Genomic DNA, 14,584 nt, shown 5'->3' with positions numbered 1-14,584 from the left:
AGAATGGTATACTTAATTTAACGTTAATTAAAGGAGATGGCGAAATGTCAGGAATGCCCGCGTTAAATGACCCGGCGCTTCATTGGGAAAGCCGGTATAAACGGAACTGTTTTGTGTACATTGTAATTTATGGTTTATTAGGTGCGGTTACAGGGATCACCAATAATACCTTGGTTTCATACCTTGACCTTGCTGCGCCGAAAGTTGTTACCGGACTGAATATTTATACTGCGATTGGATCAGTTTTAATGGCAATTATGCTGATTTACATTCACAAGACCGGATATAAAAAAGTTTTGGTCGTTGCTCCAATTTTAACGATTGCAACGATGTTAGCAATGATTTTTACTGAAAATACGCAAATTATTGCGATTTCCTACGCATTATTGACTGCCGGAGTTGGAATTTACGACTTCATGTACCCGTTAATGTATTCAGTTTATGTTCCGCGGAAAATTCGGACATTCATGATGTCAGCTGTCATGATCACGAACCTGGTTACCCAAGCAATCGTAACGTTCTTTGGTGGAAAAGTTGTTGTTTGGGTCTTCAGTAAGATCATGGGGATCGGTTACGACAGGGCTTCAGTTTTGTCAGGAAACCAAGCTCACATGAAAGGCAGTATGTTACATAACTACATCACATCATACAAGTCAGTGATTTACATTGCGATTGGTTTTACCGTTTTAGCATTTATTTGCTCATTGTTCTTGAAAGAACGGCCAAGCGATTACACAGAAACGGAAGCCGAACTTGCTGAACGGAAAGCTAAGAAGGCCGTTAACTTTAAGATGTTGGCGCAAAAGGACATTGTCTTATTCGTTACGTTCCTTGCTTTAATTCGGGTAGGGGCATACTTGGTAACACCATACTTCCCAATTTATCTGAATAACTTCTTGCATATTCAACGGGGAACCGTTTCAACAATTATTACTTTGCAAACCTTTGCGATGCTGATTGGTTACACATTTGCACCGTGGTTGGAAAAGAAATTCGGTTCAATTGTTTCAATTTCAGTTATGACGCTTTCGTGCACGCCATTGATGTTGCTGATGGCTAAGGGGAATATCTTCGGCAGCAACGTGGCAATTGCAATCGGAATTGTTTTGTTCCTCCGTTCGGGCTTGGCCAACGCTTCAATGCCGGTTCAACAGTCATTGCAAATGGCGCTTGTCCCGAAAAACTTACGGCCCGCATTTAGTTCATTAACAACGATCGTCAATGCGGTTGTCGGAATCGGGGTTGGATTATTTACGTCATTATTCTTACTGAAAGATCCATCAGGCTATGCGATTGCATATTACATCGCAGCTGGATTCTACGTCGTGGCATGTATTCTTCTCTTGATTTTAAAGAAGAAATACAACCGAATCATGGAAAAGGAATCTGAAGAAGAAAAAATCGAACGTAAGCAAGAAGAACAAGCGGAGAAAAAAGAAGAACAGGAAGCTTAGAAAAGGTGGGGTTGTGATTTATATCACGGCCTCTTTATTTTGTGCATAATCGGGTTCCAAAACAAACGAGCTGAGTGGAAGTTCGAAAACCTCCGAATCTATGCTGCGCGATTCGTTCGCCTTTCTGCTTCCACCACGCTCGTTTCTAACGTTTTGTCACACCTTGATTTTTTTAATAATTAGCGTAAAATATCTTCCTGATATGACTTAAGTCAAAATAAACAATGCCTGTGAGCATTAATTTTGGAGGAAGATATTTATGGATAATTCAAAACCAACCAGTCTCAGTAAGGATCAAAAGCGTGTAATTGCGTCTACTGCGACTGGTTTTTCTTTTGAAAACATGGACTTTAACTTCATGTCTTTCGCTTTGACTTCCGTAATTGCCAGTTTGGGAATTACGACGACTCAAGCCGGGATGATCAACACGATCACCAACCTTGGAATGTTGCTTGGGGGATTGATTTTTGGAATCCTGAGCGATAAGTATGGCCGGGTAAAGATTTTCTCATATACGATCTTTATTTTTGCCGGCGCAACAGCGTTAATGTACTTTGCAAATAGCTTTACGATGGTTTGCATTTTGCGCTTCCTCGTCGGCTTTGGTGAAGGTGGGGAATACGGTGCCGGAATGGCAATGATTGGTGAGTATTTCTCAGCTAAGCGGTATGGCCGGATAACGGCGATTGCAAGTATCGGCGGCCAACTTGGGGGCATCATTGCTGCGATTTTATCAGCATTGATCTTACCGCACTTTGGTTGGCACGTCTTGTTCTTAGTCGGGGTCTTCCCAGTGATCTTAGCGTTCTTTATTCGGCGGAATTTAAAGGAAAGTCCGACGTTCTTGAATAACCAAAAGAAAGCAGACAAGCCGAAAGTTTCATTCTCACGGTTGTTTGAAACTCCTCAACTTGCCGGGCAAACGATTGGTTTGATTTTCATGCTGATCGTGCAAACGGGTGGTTACTACGGCCTGATGAACTGGCTTCCAACCATCGTGCAAAAGCAACTCGGCATTACTGTTCGTGGATCATCATTATGGATGGTAGCGACGATTATCGGAATGTGCATTGGAATGCTTGTTTTCGGAAATATCTTAGATTACTTTGGTCCGCGGAAGTCATTTGGCTGCTTCTTGATTGGGGCTGCATTTGTGATTTATGCGTTGATTCAAGCCCGCAACATGATCGAGTTGGTTATTTTAGGAGCGATTGTTGGTTTCTTCGCAAACGGAATGTACGGTGGCTATGGCGCTATTATGACATACCTGTACCCAGCTGACATTTCAGCAACTGCGAATAACTTGATCATGAATGTCGGAAAAACGGTCGGAAGTTTTTCAACAATTGTAATCGGCTTTTTGATGAGCAAGTACTCAATGAATGTCGTAATGGGCTTCTTATCAGTAATGTATCTTTTAAGTTTTATTGTAATGCTGCTGATTCCTGGATTAAAAGAAATGGGAAAGAAGAAAGCGTAAAGCGAAGGTGTGACAAAACGTTAAAAACGAGCGTGGTGGAAGCAGAAAAGCGAACGAATCGCGGAGCATAGATTCGGAGGTTTTCGAACTTCCACATAGCTCGTTTGTTTTGGAACCCGATTATGTGAATATAATAAAAAGGCTGCGTCTTAGTTGCGACGCAGTCTTATTTTTAACCTCGAAAATAATTTAAAAAGTAATTAATAACCCGAAAAATCAGGTAAATAATCGCACAAATTACGAAGAGTTTTAAAATAATGTACAGGATCGGAATGTACCATAATTCAGTTTTAAAAAGCGCGAAAACGGGGTGGATTCGGTGGTAAGTTCCAGTGTGCGGATTTAACCCGATCAAAAGCTGAATTCCAAAAATGATGACCCCAAGAATAACGCTGAGTTTGAATTGTTTATGGTTAATCAATATGATCCCTCCCTCACGAGTTTCATTATAATATGAAAGGGTTTGAAAGAGAATATCAAATTCAAAAACGCAACCGAATTTTAAAATCAAAAATTTTTGATTATATTATTGACAACGCTTACATAGTGATATATATTATCAGTGTAAGGTATTTAATAATTTACCTTCTAATCAATTCTCTTTCTCTCTTATGCCGAGGTTGTGACAGTTGTCATAGCCTCTTTTTTATTGCTTCATTTTTTTGTACACTGGAACTAGGAATTTAAATGGAGGGATCGCCATGAAGAGTCATGAAACGTTAACGTTGATTGAAGAAATTACGCGCAATGATGGTTCGCGGTATTTTGAAATTTCAAACATTGTTCAAAATGGCCGGGCAGAATTAGCGGCGATTCGCGGTTTTATTAAAGAAGTGCGAATTGTTCAGTTAAACATTCCGCGTTCAAAAAACGTGATTGCATACGAAAATTACATTAATGAAAATTTTGAAATGCCAGAAGAAAATTTTGACCATTTTGAAGAGTGGAAACGAACACCGGAAATGGAAGAAGTTGTTGAAAATATCCTGCATGAAAATCATGTTGCTTAAAAAGCAAGGGTGTTTTTCCGAAAAACACAAAATGACGGTTTCGCAACCGCTTAAATGTGTGGTAAAATAATGGCGTACTCGTAAGAGTAATTACATGTATATTTTTAGGAGGCTGTTTTATGTCAGTATTCGTAAACGGTAACGCAATCTACAACGATGCTCGTAAGGGTCACTACGCTGTTGGTGCGTTCAACACAAATAACTTGGAATGGACACGTGCTATTCTTCAAGCTGCCCAAGAAACAAACACACCTGTTTTAATTCAATGCTCAATGGGTGCTGCTAAGTACATGGGTGACTACAAGTTAGTTAAGAACTTAGTAGAAAACGAAATGCGTGTTATGAACATCACAGTTCCAGTTATCATGCACTTAGACCACGGTAACTATGAAGCTGCTAAGGAATGCATTAAGGCTGGTTACTCATCAGTTATGTTTGATGGCCACGACTTACCATTTGAAGAAAACTTAGAAAAGACAAAGGAAATTGTTAAGTTAGCTCACGAACGCGGCATTTCTGTTGAAGCCGAAGTTGGTTCAATCGGTGGTACAGAAGACGGTATCACAGGTGCCGGTGAATTAGCTAGTGTTGAAGAAGCTAAGACAATGGCTGCAACAGGCGTTGACTACTTAGCATGTGGAATTGGTAACATCCACGGCAAGTACCCAGAAAACTGGCAAGGTCTTAACTTCGACCGTTTGAAGGAAATTGCTGACGCTGTTGATACACCATTAGTATTACACGGTGGTTCAGGTATCCCTCAAGAACAAATCGAAAAAGCAATCAGCATGGGTATTTCAAAGGTTAACATCAACACAGAAAACCAACTTGCCTTTGCTGCTGCAACTCGTAAATACATCGAAGCAGGTAAGGATGAAGAAGGTAAAGGTTACGACCCTCGTAAGTTACTTGCTCCTGGTACACAAGCAATCGTTGATACAGTTAAGGAAATCATCGGCTGGCTTGGTACACCATCAATTAAATAACCGATTATTAATTGACATAAATAAAAAAGCTGCGATTTTAAATCGCGGCTTTTTTTTGTTGTCTTTGATTTGGAAATAAATCAAACATAAAAATTTAGAGGTTGTGACATAAATCACAGCCTCTTTGCTATATCTGCATAATCGGGTTCCAAAACAAACGAGCTGAGTGAAAGTTCGAAAACCTCCGAATCTACGCTGACGCGATTCGTTCGCTTTTCTGCTTCCACCACGCCCGTTTTTAGCGTTTTGTCACACCTTCTTAATTCAATTAAAATTCTTCAACAGCTGGTTTTTCACCATCATTGATGAAGTATACCTTATACCATGTTAAGAACGTGTAAACATTCCAAATTTGCTTCCGGCTGTCGTTCTTACCATCATAGTAATCATCGAGCATCTTAAGCAATTTGTCTTGTTTGAAGAATTCCTTAACGTAATCTTGTGAGAATTCATCCCGCACGATCTTGTAGTACTTTTCTTCGTGTAACCAGTCCCGAATAGGGGTTGGGAAACCAAGTTTTTCACGGTTATACCATTCTTTTGGTAAGTGGCGTTTAGCAGCTTGCCGGAATGCATACTTCGTGTTCTTTGAGTTGATCATGTACTTGGTTGGAACCTTTTCTGAAACCTTAGCAACTTCGACATCAAGAATCGGAACTCGGGCTTCAAGGGAAGCGGCCATCGTCATCTTATCAGCCTTTAATAAGATATCGCCAGGCATGAAGTGGTGCAAGTCAAGGTATTGCATCTTCCGAATTTCAGCAGTTTGGTCTTCAACTTTTTCGTATGTTGGCCCAATGATTTGTTGAATCGTTGGTGCGTCTTGATAATCGTCTTGCAAGAATTCGGTTGCTTCTTCCGGTTCAAAGACCCGTGAATCACCGATGAAGAAATCTTCAGCAGGGGCGATTGATGTGTACAAGTGAGCCTTGCCGTGGAAGTCCTTGTCCCGAATTGAATCAGCAATTTTCTTCCGGGTCTTGCGTGGCAACTTCTTCAATGCTTCAGCAATCAACCGGATCATCCGTGACTTGGTCCAGAAACCGTATGCTTGGTAACCACCGAATAATTCGTCAGCACCTTCACCACTCATGACAACCTTAACATCCTTGGCAGCAAGTTTTGACAAGAAGAACAATGGAATGCATGAGAAGTTTGAATCTGGTTCATCAAGGAAGTATTGAATTTGAGCAAAGTGACTGAATGCGTCATTGGCATCAATTGTTTCGGACTTCATGTTTGTTCCTAATTCCTTTGCCAAGTCCTCAGCGTCATTGATTTCGTTAACTTTTCCGCGATCAAAGCCAACTGAGTACGTTGTATGCGGCTTAAGAACCGAAGCAACGTAACTTGAGTCGACCCCACTTGAAAGGAAAGCCCCAGTTTTAACTTCCTTATCAGTGATTGAGTGGGCCTTTACTGATTCAACAACGGCATTGTCGATTTCATCAGTAATTTCACCTAATGATTCGTTTGAAGGTTGAGCCTTGTAATCGAAGTATTGGTGAATGTCCATTGTCCCATCACGATAGATGAAGTAATGACCTTCCTTTAATTTATATACACCTTTGAAGAATGTTTCGTTCAATGCTGAGTATTGGAATGTCATGAACGGTTTCAAGGCTTGCTTATTAAGTTCCTTCTTAAAGCCTGGGTGACGTAAAAAACTCTTGATTTCAGAACCATACATGAAGGTATCACCCATTTGAGTGTAGTAAAATGGCTTGATTCCGAATGGATCACGCGCACCAAAAAGTTCCTTTGTCTTGAAATCGTAAATGACGAATGCAAACATTCCGCGTAATTTCTTTAAAATGTCTGTTCCGTATTCTTCGTATCCATGAAGAATAACTTCCGTATCAGTATGCGTTGTAAATTTATGCCCGGCAGCAACCAGGGCTTCACGGAGTTCTTGGAAGTTGTAAATTTCACCATTAAATGTGATGACCTTTGATTTGTCTTCGTTAAAGATTGGTTGCTTTCCTTCGTGGACATCGATGATGCTTAACCGCCGCATTCCGATGGCAACATTTTCGTCAACGACTTGACCGCCGCTATCGGGACCACGGTGTTTGATTGCATCCATCATTTTAGTTAAAATGGGGCGTTTTTCATCAGCACCCATTGAATCATTTATGAATCCTGTAATTCCACACATAATCAAATTCCTTTCTTATATATGAACGAATTATATCGCTATTACTGTAAATAATAAAGCATATTTCAATTGTTGCAACCATTAAATCGAAATCTTGGCGATTTATTAAGGAACTTCGCCCGTCTTTTAATGGCGAAATATGCTAAAATATCAATATTAAGTGATTGAAAGGACGGAATTGATATGGCAGAGGGAAAACGCCGGTTTAAGGTTCAAATTGACGGCGAAGAATTTACGATTATTGGGAAGAGTACCCCTGAACACATGAATGCGGTAATGGAAGTTGCAAACCAAGAATTGGCAACGATCAAAAAAATGATGCCATCCCTTTCGGAAAAGAAGGCCGCATTACTTTTAGCAATCAACGCAGTTTCAGATCAATTAGAAAAGCAGGAAGAATTAGATAAGTTGCAACGGAAGATTGAAGATCAGACAGACTAGGTGATTAAATGTTAACGTTAATTATCGTTTTATTGTTGATTTTAGCTTTTCGCTTTGGCCTTAAGCGTGGGCTTTTGATGACGCTGTTAAGTGTTGCAGGTTACGTTATTGTTTTTTTGCTCGCAATCTTTTTAGCCAAACCGATGGGCGCAGCTTTAGCAACGATGATGCCGGCACTCTGGAAAAATTCGATTTTTTCAGGAATGTTTTATAACGTGCTTGCATTTTGGATCATTGCAATTGTCGGCAGTATTATTTATCGCTTTTTAGCACGGACAGTCAACGGGATTACCAAGTTACCATTAATTTCGCAGGTTAATGCCTTGGCGGGGGCAGCCCTATCAACGATTTTAATGTACGTGGTAATTTTCTTTGCGCTGTTATTGATGGCAGCATGGCCAAGTCAAAACGTGCGGGCCACGGTTCAACAATCGCCGGTTGCTGAATGGATTTTAAAGAAAACACCGGTGATCTCACAGCAGATAATGAATGACTATAATGATCAAAATTAATTCTAGAAGGGAGGAGCAGAATGAATAGCAAAATTTTAAAGACATTAGAGTACGACAAAATTCGGCAACAAATCGCAGAATATACGGTAACTGAAAACGGGAAGAAACTTGTCGAACGAATGAAACCGCAAAGCGATTATGAGCGGATCGATGAATTACTGGATGAAACCCAGGATGGAGCCGATATTTTGCGGTTGAAGGGCGGAATCCCGATGCCGAAACTGCTTGATATTCGGATGCAGTTAAAACGGCTTGAAATTGGCGCAACCTTGAACGGAAAAGAACTTGCGATGATCGCGAAGGTTTTGCGGGCAACGAATGCCGTTAAGGCCTTTTTTCGGGAATTGCTTGATGACGAAGTGGTTTTACAGCGCCTCTATGATCTGAATGATCAGCTTGAAACTTTGCCGGAGGTTGCTAAACGCTTATTAAATTCAATTGAAGGCGACGGGCATGTGACGGACGATGCGTCGAGCTTATTAAAGAGTTTACGACGGCAAATTGAAAATACGGAAGCCGAGATTCGGGATAAACTTTCAAGCCTGACGCGCGGAAGCAAGTCAAAATATTTAAGCGATTCGCTGGTTACGATCCGGAACGACCGTTATGTAATTCCGGTCAAAGCTGAAAATCGCGGTCAATTTGGCGGGGTCGTTCACGATCAAAGTGCTTCAGGGCAAACCCTATTTATCGAACCGCAAGCAATTGTCGATTTGAATAACCGGTTGAAGCAGCAACAATTAGCTGAAAAAGAAGAAATTCAACGGATTTTGCGCAAATTGTCCGAACTGATCGCCCCGTATACGAATGAACTTTCTGAAAATGCGTGGATTTTAGGCCGGATGGACTTTATTAATGCCAAGGCCCAGTATGCTCACGAAATTAAGGCAACGTTGCCTGAAATTTCAGCTGAAAATGACATTTATTTGCGCCAAGCATGGCACCCGCTCCTTGATCCGAAGACGGTGGTTAAAAATGACATTTCGCTTGGCAAAGATTATCAGGCAATCGTCATCACCGGACCCAACACTGGTGGGAAAACCATCACGTTAAAGACATTGGGATTGATTCAATTGATGGGACAATCTGGCCTATTTATCCCAGCAGCTGAAGAAAGTCGGATCGGTGTTTTTGATGAAGTGTTTGCTGACATTGGTGATGAACAGTCGATTGAACAAAGTTTGAGTACCTTTTCATCACACATGACCAACATTGTTGATATTTTGAAGCATATTACTTCCCAATCACTGGTTTTATTTGATGAATTAGGTGCCGGAACTGATCCCCAGGAAGGGGCAGCCTTAGCAATTGCAATTTTGGATGCGGTCGGAGCACAAGGAAGTTACGTTGTGGCAACGACGCACTATCCAGAATTGAAGTCTTATGGCTATGAACGGCCGCAAACGATCAATGCGTCAATGGAATTTGACAGTGAGACCCTGCAACCGACATATCATTTGTTGATTGGAATTCCGGGACGCAGTAACGCATTCGATATTTCGCAACGGCTTGGGTTGCCGGAGATGATCGTTCAATCGGCCCGGCAGTTAGTTGCTCAGGACAGTCAGGATCTAAACGAAATGATTGCTGATTTGGTCAAAAAACGGCATGACGCCGAAGAAAAGCAGGCTTTTTTCAAGAAACATTTGAAAGAAGCCGAAAAATTGCATCATGATTTGGAAAAGGGCTTTGAAAAATTTGAAAGTCAAAAAGAAAATCAGTTGAATCATGCTCGACAACAGGCTAACCAAATCGTAAACGATGCGCAACGCAAGGCAGACCAAATTATTGCCGATTTACGGAAGATGCGGACGCAAAGTGCCAGCGCCGTTAAGGAAAATGAGTTAGTTGATGCGAAAACAAAGCTGAATAAGTTGGAACAGCCAGTTAACCTTAAAAAGAATAAGGTTTTGCGGCGGGCCAAGAACCAAAAAGAATTTCATGTTGACGATGACGTGCTGGTCAAATCATACGGTCAGCGGGGAGTCTTGCTCCGGAAAGTTGATGACCATCATTGGGAAGTTCAGCTTGGAATTTTGAAGATGAAAATTGATACGGATGATCTTGAAAAGGTCAAGGTTGATGATCAGCCCGCAACGCATTCGAATGTAAGTGTTAAGCGCAGTTCATCATCGGGATTATCAACGAGTCTCGATCTTCGGGGACAGACGAAGGAAGAAGCCTTGATGAGCGTTGACCGGTACATTGATTCAGCGTTGCTTGCCGGTTACCCATCAGTGACGATCATTCACGGAAAGGGAACCGGAGCTTTGCAACAGGCAATCAAGCAGTATCTTTCAACCAACCCATCCGTTAAGAGCTTTAATTATGCGTCGCCGAATGCTGGTGGCGATGGCGCGACGATTGTGAATTTTAAGTAGAAGGGGTGATTCGATCACCCCTTCTTTTTTCAATGCTTTATCTTGTACTTTTTCATTAAAAAAGCGTAACTTAATAATTGGAAATGAATAAAGGAAGAGGTAAGATGAATGATTGACGTTACTTTACTTGGAACGGGTGGCAGTATTCCACTTCCAGATCGTTACTTATCATCAGCAATTATTGAATATAAAGGCCGGAAAATTTTGATGGATGCCGGTGAAGGAACTGGCGTTTCAATGCGGGCTGTTCGGAGCGGATTCAAATCCCTCGATGTAATTTGCATTACCCACTTGCATGGGGATCACGTAATCGGATTACAAGGAATTTTAGGAACGACCAGCAACACTGGCCGGACAGAACCAATCACGATCATTGGACCAAGGGGAATCAAAGACGTTATGAAAGGTTTCCGGGTCATCATGCCATGGTTAAACTATGACATTAACATTATTGAAGATCCGACTCCAGGTGAACCAATTGTAATCAATAACAAATACATTCACGGTGAATTGTCAATTTCAGCTTTGCCAGTTAAGCACACACGGCCAAACTTTGCATACCGGGTCGACTTAAAGCGGGAACCAAAATTTGATCCGCAAAAGGCAAAGGCTAACGAAGTCCCGCAACGCATCTGGGGTGATTTGCAACGCGGTCAAAAACCAGTTGAATACGAAGGCAAGACTTACACTCCAGACATGGTTCTTGGTGAAGCGCGGAAAGGCATGCGGGTCAGCTGGGTAACTGATACGCGGCCAACCCCTGAAATCCCAGGATTCATTGAAGGTTCAGATTTACTTTTGAGCTGTGCAAACTTCGGTTCAAATGATGATACCGAAAAGGCCAAGAACAAGATGCACATGACATTTGCAGAAGCAGCAACGCAAGCCAAGAAGGGCCACGTTAAGGAAATGGTCTTGACCCACTTCTCACAAGCAATGCGTGATCCTGAAAAATATGTAAAGAACGCAACGGATATTTTCCCGAATACGGTTATCGGAAAGGATCACATGCACTTTACATTAAATTACGATCAAGACTTTGCTGAACCAACAATGATTGAAGAAAAAGCTGATACAAAAGAAAATGATTAGTTTCGATTAAAGCAAAACGCGGTAGTCAGAGATGACTATCGCGGTTTTTTTACGATTGCAACTGCTCCCAAGTTGACGAGATAGATTTTTGAAAATAAAAAACCTAACTGTGAATTAACAGTTAGGCTGAAAGTTATTAAGGGCTTAAATTATTAGTATTACGAAAATTTAATCACTAGTTTTTTACCGATTGCATTTGCAATTTTAGTTAAAGTATCAACGCTTGTATTAGAGCCACTTTCAATTCGAGCAATTGTTGATTGAGGAATATTAGAGATTGCAGATAATTCTCTTTGAGATAGACCTTCGCTTTTTCGAACTTCAGATAAAGCAATTGCACTTTCTAATTTTGTCGTTTCATTGTCAAATTCTTTTTTTAATTCTGGATCCTTGAGTTGTTCATTTAAATAATCTTCAAATTGAATATTACTCATAATTATTTCCTCCTATTTTCTAGATATTCTGAACGTAGGTCTTTGGCATGATTGATCTCGCGTTGGGGTGTTTTCTGGGTCTTCTTTGTAAAACCATGAGTGATAATATAGTGATTATCTTCCACATGAAAGTAAAGACCGCGTTGTTGGTTATTGCAAACGCGAGACCGAACTTCATATAAGTTTTTATCAATCCGTTTAACCCAATTATGTTGGATGCCAGTACTAATTCCCTGAATGGAAATCATCTTAATGATAGCCAGTAGTCTTGCTCGCTCCTTTTTGTTAAGACTTTCAAGGTACTCTAAAAATTCTGTGTGCCCATTTGGCCGAGTATAAAATTCAAAAATTACTTTTTCCATGATTTTATGATAGCGTATATAGGTTCAATAATCAATTTGAGATATTTTAAATTGTTAATAAAAATCCAACCGTTGCATGATACGGTTGGATTTGTTTGAAAGGATTAATCTTCTTTATCAGAATCAACCTTTTGGGCTTCTTTTTGAATTTTATCAAATTCAATCATTGAGAATGGTTCGACATCCGTGCTTTCTGGTTGAACAGGGGCGTGCGAATCAATGATGACGTTGATGGTAACGACGTCCTTTTTGTCGTCTGTTTTTTCGACCTTCGCTTCAGTTGTGAAGTTGCTATGTAACTGGAACGTTTCAGCGATAAAACCAGCTTCAAGTTGGAAGTCGGGCTTTTCCGTTGCACCAAATCGGAGTTTGACCGGATCACCGCTTAACTCAAAGGAGTGTTCTTCTTTTTTTGACTTGGTGTGGGTTAGTGTTCCCCAGCCGGCATATTCGAAGAACAAACGCAAATCGTTATCGGTTGCGAGCAGTAATTTACGCGCCAAAAGTTTTCCGGCCCAATACATGATATCGTCATTATTGCCGACTAATGACGGAATCAAAACGTCGCGCAAAAGTTCACTGCCAAGGGTGGTTCCGGTTTGATGACCTAATACTTGATTATAAAAGTCTTTTTTCATAATTAAGCTCCTCTAAACTTATCGTTATGTTTAATTATACCTTTTTAAAGGTAAAAATTCTTACTAATTTGGAAAATCAATGATAGAATAAGGATAAATTTAAGAGATGGGGAATCAAAATGCCGAAGATTTTAATTGCAACCAAAAATCCAGGAAAAGCACGTGAATATCGCAAAATCTTTGAACCAAAGGGCTTTGAAGTCACAACGTTGTTGGATCTTGATGCGGATCAAGTTCCAGCAATCGATGAAAATGGAAGTAGTTTTGCTGAAAATGCATTGATTAAGGCAAATGCCCTAATGAATGTTACACATGCAACGGTTTTAGCCGATGATTCAGGCCTCTGTGTTGATGCCTTGAATGGAGCGCCGGGAATTCATTCAGCTCGGTATGCGGGCGACCATGATGACGTTGCAAACCGCAAAAAATTGCTTGAAGCATTAAAAGGTGTTCCGGCAGATAAACGAACAGCGCATTTTCACACTTCAATCGTTGTTGTTCACCCTGATAAGTCCCCGCTTGAAGTTAGTGGTGAAGCATTTGGCCGAATTCTTGATCACGAAACCGGAAATGATGGGTTTGGCTATGATCCGCTGTTTTATTCAAACGATTTGCAAAAGTCATTTGCCGAAGTTTCCGTTGACGAAAAGAATCGGGTCAGTCATCGGGGCAAAGCAGTGAAGAAGTTAATGGCTGAGTTCGATAATTGGTGGCAAGATTAATTAAGGAATGAATTGAATGCGACACGAAATTGAAAATCTCAAACTGCGAATGATCAAGTGGAGTATTTTTACCATTATTATTTTAGTAATGAGTGAACTTTTTAAGATTAAGTTATTCTTGGTGATTGGGTGTTTGAGTTTAGGTTGGTGTCTGATATTATTTGCAATGTTTATTTATTTTTCGTTGCGGCATTTTTATGATAAGTGAGCTTGATTTTTATTAACGACAGGGTATAATAGAGAAAGTAACTTTGCCCGTTGGTCAAATTGGTTAAGACGTCGCCCTCTCAAGGCGGAGTTGCGGGTTCGATCCCCGTACGGGTGATATACTCTGAGAATGCTCGTGTTTATGAGCATTTTTCTTATATCAAGAACCAAATCTTAGTTTATTGAACGATAACTTGGTATAATAAAGGAGTAAAAGGCAGATAAGGAGGAATAACATGCTAAAGAAAACAAAACATTTCTTAAGAGCCCATGGCGTTGACTATGAAAAAGAGCACGTTAATCCATTAATTGTGCCTGAAAAAGTGTATGTTTTAAAGTTTGGCAAAAAAGGCGAAAAGCTTAATAACCGCTTTATTGTAGATCACACGTATACATGGACCGGACGCATTCGGATCAATAAGATTATTCTCCGCTTACATGGGCAACACCACCCGCGGGAATTTAATAGCGAAACAGATTTGTTATTATATTTGAAAAAGCATGCCAAGTCATTTGCAAAGGCAAATGCTTAATTAGCATGACTGATGAAAGTTATGAAAGACAGGTTTTCGATTTAAACGAGAGCTTGTCTTTTTGTTTCAATATTTAAATCTGAATTGCGAATTTAAATGATAGGGATGATTTTTCATTTCTGTTACATTTGGCAATTTTAGTCAAAATCATTTGAGGTAGTTTGGGGAGTTTAG

At 40.4% G+C, this 14,584-nt stretch carries 15 protein-coding genes and 1 tRNA gene; 11 read left to right on the top strand and 5 right to left on the bottom strand.

Features of this window, described 5'->3' with window-relative positions; all coding sequences use genetic code 11:
* Positions 1-44 precede the first annotated feature (44 nt).
* Together A3O17_RS01065 and A3O17_RS01060 are read left to right on the top strand one after the other, a co-directional pair.
* The gene (locus tag A3O17_RS01065; RefSeq protein ID WP_064208123.1) at positions 45-1,454 is read left to right on the top strand and encodes an MFS transporter; all 1,410 of its coding nucleotides are present in this window, start codon (positions 45-47) and stop codon (positions 1,452-1,454) included.
* A gap of 259 nt (positions 1,455-1,713) precedes the next feature.
* Positions 1,714-2,934 (top strand): MFS transporter, encoded by a 1,221-nt coding sequence (locus A3O17_RS01060; protein WP_064212659.1) that lies wholly within the window; start codon positions 1,714-1,716, stop codon positions 2,932-2,934.
* 172 nt (positions 2,935-3,106) lie between these two features.
* Here the strand turns inward: A3O17_RS01060 and A3O17_RS01055 are convergent, their stop codons facing one another.
* Entirely contained in the window at positions 3,107-3,355 is a 249-nt protein-coding gene (locus A3O17_RS01055) for a hypothetical protein (protein ID WP_064208125.1), read from the bottom strand.
* Positions 3,356-3,635: 280 nt separating this feature from the next.
* On the opposite strand from A3O17_RS01055, the gene A3O17_RS01050 reads away from it, so the two are divergent.
* The gene (locus tag A3O17_RS01050; RefSeq protein WP_057827676.1) at positions 3,636-3,944 is read left to right on the top strand and encodes a hypothetical protein; all 309 of its coding nucleotides are present in this window, start codon (positions 3,636-3,638) and stop codon (positions 3,942-3,944) included.
* Between the two features lie 119 nt (positions 3,945-4,063).
* Positions 4,064-4,930, top strand: coding sequence for a class II fructose-1,6-bisphosphate aldolase (gene fba / locus A3O17_RS01045; protein ID WP_064208127.1), 867 nt, complete (start codon positions 4,064-4,066; stop codon positions 4,928-4,930).
* Between the two features lie 268 nt (positions 4,931-5,198).
* On the opposite strand, the gene asnB is transcribed toward fba, so the two are convergent.
* Positions 5,199-7,088 carry an asparagine synthase (glutamine-hydrolyzing) gene (asnB, locus tag A3O17_RS01040; RefSeq protein WP_064212660.1) on the bottom strand — a complete coding sequence of 630 codons (1,890 nt, stop codon included), beginning with the start codon at positions 7,086-7,088 and terminating at the stop codon, positions 5,199-5,201.
* Positions 7,089-7,271: 183 nt separating this feature from the next.
* Between asnB and zapA the strand changes: the two genes are divergently transcribed.
* The 4 genes from zapA to A3O17_RS01020 all read left to right on the top strand — a co-directional run bounded on the left by zapA (position 7,272) and on the right by A3O17_RS01020 (position 11,514).
* Positions 7,272-7,529, top strand: coding sequence for a cell division protein ZapA (zapA, locus tag A3O17_RS01035; protein ID WP_064212661.1), 258 nt, complete (start codon positions 7,272-7,274; stop codon positions 7,527-7,529).
* A gap of 8 nt (positions 7,530-7,537) precedes the next feature.
* Positions 7,538-8,041 (top strand): CvpA family protein, encoded by a 504-nt coding sequence (locus tag A3O17_RS01030; RefSeq protein ID WP_064212662.1) that lies wholly within the window; start codon positions 7,538-7,540, stop codon positions 8,039-8,041.
* A gap of 20 nt (positions 8,042-8,061) precedes the next feature.
* On the top strand, positions 8,062-10,422 hold the full coding sequence (locus tag A3O17_RS01025; RefSeq protein WP_064212663.1) for an endonuclease MutS2: 2,361 nt from the start codon (positions 8,062-8,064) through the stop codon (positions 10,420-10,422).
* A gap of 108 nt (positions 10,423-10,530) precedes the next feature.
* Entirely contained in the window at positions 10,531-11,514 is a 984-nt protein-coding gene (locus tag A3O17_RS01020) for a ribonuclease Z (protein WP_064212664.1), read from the top strand.
* Between the two features lie 158 nt (positions 11,515-11,672).
* Here A3O17_RS01020 and A3O17_RS01015 read toward each other — a convergent pair whose 3' ends face one another.
* From A3O17_RS01015 to A3O17_RS01005, 3 genes are all read right to left on the bottom strand, one after another.
* Positions 11,673-11,948: a helix-turn-helix domain-containing protein gene (locus tag A3O17_RS01015; protein ID WP_064208201.1), complete on the bottom strand. Its 276-nt coding sequence runs from the start codon at positions 11,946-11,948 to the stop codon at positions 11,673-11,675.
* Positions 11,949-11,950: 2 nt separating this feature from the next.
* Positions 11,951-12,310 (bottom strand): type II toxin-antitoxin system RelE/ParE family toxin, encoded by a 360-nt coding sequence (locus A3O17_RS01010; RefSeq protein ID WP_064208200.1) that lies wholly within the window; start codon positions 12,308-12,310, stop codon positions 11,951-11,953.
* A gap of 104 nt (positions 12,311-12,414) precedes the next feature.
* Complete coding sequence (locus A3O17_RS01005) at positions 12,415-12,948, bottom strand: DUF2507 domain-containing protein (protein WP_064208199.1); 534 nt, start codon at positions 12,946-12,948, stop codon at positions 12,415-12,417.
* A gap of 119 nt (positions 12,949-13,067) precedes the next feature.
* Here A3O17_RS01005 and A3O17_RS01000 point away from each other — a divergent pair, with 119 nt between their 5' ends.
* The 3 genes from A3O17_RS01000 to A3O17_RS00990 all read left to right on the top strand — a co-directional run bounded on the left by A3O17_RS01000 (position 13,068) and on the right by A3O17_RS00990 (position 14,410).
* A complete protein-coding gene (locus tag A3O17_RS01000; RefSeq protein ID WP_064208198.1) occupies positions 13,068-13,670 on the top strand; it encodes an XTP/dITP diphosphatase in 603 nt (200 codons plus the stop codon).
* Positions 13,671-13,922: 252 nt separating this feature from the next.
* A tRNA-Glu gene (locus tag A3O17_RS00995) sits at positions 13,923-13,995 on the top strand.
* A 118-nt stretch (positions 13,996-14,113) separates the two neighbouring features.
* Positions 14,114-14,410: a hypothetical protein gene (locus tag A3O17_RS00990; RefSeq protein ID WP_057827687.1), complete on the top strand. Its 297-nt coding sequence runs from the start codon at positions 14,114-14,116 to the stop codon at positions 14,408-14,410.
* The last annotated feature ends 174 nt before the right edge of the window (positions 14,411-14,584 follow it).

Origin of the sequence: Ligilactobacillus aviarius, assembly GCF_001654615.1 — a bacterium.
Lineage (GTDB): Bacteria > Bacillota > Bacilli > Lactobacillales > Lactobacillaceae > Ligilactobacillus > Ligilactobacillus aviarius_B.
Note: the sequence above shows the minus strand (reverse complement) of the source record. Positions and strands in the feature narration are given on the sequence as shown.

Coding starts and splice junctions, on each gene's coding strand:
- A3O17_RS01065 (WP_064208123.1), top strand. CDS start 45: ATGTCAGGAATGCCCGCGTTAAATGACCCGGCGCTTCATTGGGAAAGC.
- A3O17_RS01060 (WP_064212659.1), top strand. CDS start 1,714: ATGGATAATTCAAAACCAACCAGTCTCAGTAAGGATCAAAAGCGTGTA.
- A3O17_RS01050 (WP_057827676.1), top strand. CDS start 3,636: ATGAAGAGTCATGAAACGTTAACGTTGATTGAAGAAATTACGCGCAAT.
- fba (WP_064208127.1), top strand. CDS start 4,064: ATGTCAGTATTCGTAAACGGTAACGCAATCTACAACGATGCTCGTAAG.
- asnB (WP_064212660.1), bottom strand. CDS start 7,088: ATGTGTGGAATTACAGGATTCATAAATGATTCAATGGGTGCTGATGAA.
- zapA (WP_064212661.1), top strand. CDS start 7,272: ATGGCAGAGGGAAAACGCCGGTTTAAGGTTCAAATTGACGGCGAAGAA.
- A3O17_RS01030 (WP_064212662.1), top strand. CDS start 7,538: ATGTTAACGTTAATTATCGTTTTATTGTTGATTTTAGCTTTTCGCTTT.
- A3O17_RS01025 (WP_064212663.1), top strand. CDS start 8,062: ATGAATAGCAAAATTTTAAAGACATTAGAGTACGACAAAATTCGGCAA.
- A3O17_RS01020 (WP_064212664.1), top strand. CDS start 10,531: ATGATTGACGTTACTTTACTTGGAACGGGTGGCAGTATTCCACTTCCA.
- A3O17_RS01015 (WP_064208201.1), bottom strand. CDS start 11,948: ATGAGTAATATTCAATTTGAAGATTATTTAAATGAACAACTCAAGGAT.
- A3O17_RS01010 (WP_064208200.1), bottom strand. CDS start 12,310: ATGGAAAAAGTAATTTTTGAATTTTATACTCGGCCAAATGGGCACACA.
- A3O17_RS01005 (WP_064208199.1), bottom strand. CDS start 12,948: ATGAAAAAAGACTTTTATAATCAAGTATTAGGTCATCAAACCGGAACC.
- A3O17_RS01000 (WP_064208198.1), top strand. CDS start 13,068: ATGCCGAAGATTTTAATTGCAACCAAAAATCCAGGAAAAGCACGTGAA.
- A3O17_RS00990 (WP_057827687.1), top strand. CDS start 14,114: ATGCTAAAGAAAACAAAACATTTCTTAAGAGCCCATGGCGTTGACTAT.